The 4,125-nt window shown below is 69.0% G+C and carries 4 protein-coding genes and 2 pseudogenes; 4 read left to right on the top strand and 2 right to left on the bottom strand.

Annotation, left to right across the window (positions count from 1 at the left end; genetic code table 11):
* Window positions 1-393: arsenate reductase ArsC (locus ACFWPJ_RS26360; RefSeq protein ID WP_378855196.1), on the top strand; the 393-nt coding region annotated here is incomplete at its 5' end.
* Between the two features lie 91 nt (window positions 394-484).
* Here the strand turns inward: ACFWPJ_RS26360 and ACFWPJ_RS26355 are convergent.
* Window positions 485-658 (bottom strand): CsbD family protein, encoded by a 174-nt coding sequence (locus ACFWPJ_RS26355; protein ID WP_378855194.1) that lies wholly within the window; start codon window positions 656-658, stop codon window positions 485-487.
* A 261-nt stretch (window positions 659-919) separates the two neighbouring features.
* On the opposite strand from ACFWPJ_RS26355, the gene ACFWPJ_RS26350 reads away from it, so the two are divergent.
* Window positions 920-1,426, top strand: coding sequence for a DUF6328 family protein (locus ACFWPJ_RS26350; RefSeq protein ID WP_378855192.1), 507 nt, complete (start codon window positions 920-922; stop codon window positions 1,424-1,426).
* 6 nt (window positions 1,427-1,432) lie between these two features.
* Here the strand turns inward: ACFWPJ_RS26350 and ACFWPJ_RS26345 are convergent.
* Window positions 1,433-2,814 (bottom strand): annotated as a pseudogene (locus ACFWPJ_RS26345) (catalase).
* Window positions 2,815-3,136: 322 nt separating this feature from the next.
* Between ACFWPJ_RS26345 and ACFWPJ_RS26340 the strand changes: the two are divergent.
* On the top strand, window positions 3,137-3,574 hold the full coding sequence (locus ACFWPJ_RS26340) for an anti-sigma factor (RefSeq protein WP_378855190.1): 438 nt from the start codon (window positions 3,137-3,139) through the stop codon (window positions 3,572-3,574).
* Between the two features lie 93 nt (window positions 3,575-3,667).
* Window positions 3,668-4,030: pseudogene (locus tag ACFWPJ_RS26335) on the top strand (sigma-70 family RNA polymerase sigma factor); the annotation flags it as partial.
* Window positions 4,031-4,125 lie beyond the last annotated feature (95 nt).

Here is a 4,125-nt window from a genome sequence, read left to right as displayed (position 1 = left end):
CTGTTCGTCAGCGAGCACAACCCCGGCCGTTCCCAGATGGCACACGGCTTTCTGGCCCACCTCGCCGGTGACGCCGTCGAAGTGCGCTCGGCGGGCAGCGCCCCCTGCGACGCGCTCAACCCCGCCGCCGTCGCGGCCATGGCCGAGGTCGGGATCGATATCACCGGCCAGTCGCCGAAGATCCTCACCCCTGACACCGTCGAAACCTCCACCGTCGTGATCACCATGGGGTGCGGCGACGCCTGTCCCTACTTCCCCGGCGTCGATTTCCGCGACTGGAAACTGGACGACCCGGCGGGCAAGGGTGTCGACGCGGTCCGGCCCATCCGCGACGAGATCCGGCGGCGGGTCGAAGCGCTGATCGCGGAACTGCTGCCCGACTCCACCGGCTGACGCACGATCTGCTGCTCACCGTCCACGAGCAGGACGGCACGGCCGCGGGCCACCGGCCGTAGTCGGCCGATGGCCCGCTCGAGTCGGCTGGTCAGTCGCGGAAGGCGTCCTTGACCTTCTCCCCCGCGTCCTTCAGGTTGCCCTTCACCTGGTCGCCGCGGCCTTCGTTCTCCAGCTCACGGTCGTCGGTGGCCTTGCCTGTGGCTTCCTTGGCCTTGCCTTTCATCTCCTCGGCCTTGTTCTTCGCCTTGTCCGCGATACCCATGGCATTCCTTTCAGACAGATCTCTCGGCCACCGCCGGTGGCCGGTGGGCCGTCTTGGGGACCCACAGACCGCCTACCCGGGCCTGCGGGACACAAACAGGTCAGCTCCCGGCGACTACCCGAATCGCGTGCAACCGGGGATCGCTGGCGTCGGGCACATTCATGCCGTTCTGCAGTGCTTCGATCCGGTGCCTGACCTGCCGCTGACCGTTTCGCGACGACGCGTCGGGGCATGCCCTGAATAGGGCGAAAGGAACCGGCGATGAGCGCGGCACGCGACGACGAGGAGTGGGACAAGCGGGCTCGCGGCGAGACCGAGATCCAGCGGCTGGATCGGAACTGGGCCGATCTGCTGCAGGAACTGCGCGTCGTGCAGACCGGCGTGCAGCTGCTTACCGGCTTCCTGCTGACCCTGCCGTTCCAGGCCCGATTCACCATCCTGGACACGTCGATGCGGGTGGTCTACCTGGTGACCGTCGTCGCGTCGGTCGGGGCGACGGTGCTGCTGGTCGCCCCGGTCGCCACGCACCGGCTGCTGTTCCGCAGGCATCAGCTGGCCGACCTCGTCGCGGCGGGCCACCATTACGCGTTCGCCGGGATGATCCTGCTCGGGGTCGCGCTGACCGGAGTCACCGTGCTGATCTTCGACACGGTGGCAGGGCTTGTCGCCGCGATCGCCGCGGGAATCTGTTTCGCGTTGCTCTTCACGGGGGTCTGGCTGCTCGGCCCCTTGTATCAACGGCGGCGAGAGCCGGACAGCTCGGTCTGAGCCCGCTCATGACTCGGGTTCGATGCGAGCCCAGGCCCGGTGGTCACCCAGGTCGGTGAGCAAGGCACTGGTGGCTGTCACGGCGTCGGAGACGGTGATTCCCGGTGCGTCGGGGTCGATGCCGTTGCGCTGCAAGACCGATGCCGCCGTTCCGACCGCCGCGATCGCCTTGCCGTGCCGCCACATCTCCTCGACCAGCAGGTCCACCCGTGGATCCAGTGCGCCACCCAGCAGGAGGGCGCCGTCGAATTCGATCGATCGCATCGTGGCGAATGTTCGCGCCACACCGTCGACGATCCCGCCGCGCGCAGCGACGACGAGCGGTGTCACCTTGGCCTGTTCGAGCGCGGCGGTGACCTCCGCTACCGCGTCGGCCGTGGCTGTGTCGTCCACCAGTACGGCCACGGTGCGGCCGTCGACCGGGAAGCCGCCCTTGCGCTGCGACAACGCCGGGCTCGGTTCGAGTTCAACGCGGTCGGCGTTCGGGGCGGGCGGGGCGAGTCCGAGTTGTCCGCCCACGTAGGCGGCCAGCGTGTCGTCGACATTGACCAGCATCTGCAGGGCACGTCGCCGCACCGTCTCGGAGGTGCACTTGCCGAGTTCGAACGCGAAGGCGTCGGCCAGCCGCTGCTGCTCGCCCTTGGTGAGGCTGCGGTAGAACATGCGCACGAGCGCGGCAGCGCCCGGTCGGACATGTTCCAGAAGGTGTGCGCGGTCGCCTCGGTGTGCAGGGTGACGAAATCCCAGAACGTGTCGTGCGCGGATTGCGCCTGCGGGATCTCGCGATCCGGCTGCGGTTTGCCCGCGTGGATCACGTCGGGGAACTTGATCGCCTCCTGGATGAAGAACACCGGGATGTTGTTGCCGACCAGGTCGTAGACGCCTTCGCCGGTGTAGAACTTCACCGCGAAACCGCGGGTGTCGCGCACGGTGTCGGCCGAACCGCGGGAGCCGAGCACCGTGGAGAACCGGACGAACACCGGTGTCCGCGCGTCGGCGGCGAGGAACTCGGCGCGGGTCAGCTCGGCGGCCGCGCCGTTGGCGACGAACACGCCGTGGGCGCCCGCACCGCGCGCGTGCACGACCCGCTCGGGGATGCGTTCGTGATCGAAGTGGGTGATCTTCTCCCGCAGGTGGATGTCCTGCAGCAGCACAGGTCCGCGCGGACCGGCCTTGAGCGCGTGATCGGTATCGGCGGTGGGCAAACCCTGGGCGGTGGTCAGCGCGCCACCCTGCTGGGCGCGGATGCTCGCGTCACCGGGAATCGGCGCGCCGGTCGGCCCGCGTAGTGCGGGGCCCTCCTGATCGGGTGCTGGTCCGGCCTGCTCGCACGGGATTCCCGCGTCCTCGTCGGGCGGGGGCGGCTGCTGGTGTTCAGGAAGACCCATGATCGCCTCCAGTCGAGTGGATACCGTCTCTGTCGGACTACCGCGCCAACGGCCGGGCAAACGGCGGTTGGAGGTCGACGGGTGGGGTATGCGCCGCCTATGGAACTTCTCGTGATCGTGGCACTGATCGCCGTCGTCGCGGTGGTCCTGGCCTACCGGAAGCGCCCTGGGAACCCGCCGCCGGACCAGCCCGAGTCGACCGGCAACGATCCGAAATGAGCCGACGGTAGGCGGCGGGAAATCGCTGGGCGGCCGCGCGAATGGCGCGGCGCGGCCCGGGTACCCTCCGACCAGTTGGTCGGCGGTGGATCAGGGAGGTGGCGTGCGGGCAGACGATCGCGACACCGCGCCCCGGTCCAAGACCGTCGGGTTCCAGGTTCCGGCCGAACTCGACCAGCTGACCCTGGTGCATTCGCTGGCCGAGACCGTGCTGCTGGTGCGCGGGTTCGCCCTCGACGAGGTCACCGACCTGATCCTGGCGCTGGACGAGGTGGCGACCGCGCTGATGCTGGTCGCGGCGGCGGACACCCAGCTCGAGTGCGTGTTCACCACCGGCGACGGCACCCTCGGCGCCCGCATCGCGACGGTGGTCCGCACGCCGTCCGCGCTCGACGAGGAGTCCTTCGGCTGGCACGTCGTCGCGACGCTGACCGACGCGCTGCGCATCGAATACAGCGACTTCGATCCGGTCGGCGACGGCTACCCGACCACCGTCGAATTCGGTTGGATACGGCGGGTACACGGACCCGCCGCGACCTGAGCCGAAACAGGCTTCGCTCCGAATAAGACATAGCGGCGGCACCGATGGGTACCCCATGGTCATCCGCAACCGTTCGGAAGCGAGGCATCGGCGATGACATCGGAATCAACGAAAGCCGAACACACGAACACCCGGCGATCCCACTCGCGCGGCGACAGCTACGACAACATCGAGCCCTGGTTCGAGAAGCTGCGGGCGCTGCCACCAGGAGACGAGGACTACGACGACCTCCGCGAGGAGGTGATCCGGCTGTGCCTGCCGCTGGCCGACCACATCGCGCGCAAGTTCGCGGGCCGCGGGGAACAGTTCGACGATCTGGACCAGACCGCGAGGGTGGGGCTCGTCCTCGCCGTCGACCGCTATGACGTGCGCCGGGGATCGTCGTTCCTGTCCTTCGCGATCCCGACGATCATGGGCGAGGTGCGCAGGCACTTCCGTGACCACACCTGGGCCGTGGGGGGGCGCCCCCCCGGCCAAGGGTAACAAACAAAGCTAGGGCCGCCCCCCCCCCGACAAGACCACCCACCACCCCCCCGCGCCCCAGCCCCCCC

Source organism: Nocardia sp. NPDC058497, assembly GCF_042720195.1.
Lineage (GTDB): Bacteria > Actinomycetota > Actinomycetes > Mycobacteriales > Mycobacteriaceae > Nocardia.
Note: the sequence above shows the minus strand (reverse complement) of the source record. Positions and strands in the feature narration are given on the sequence as shown.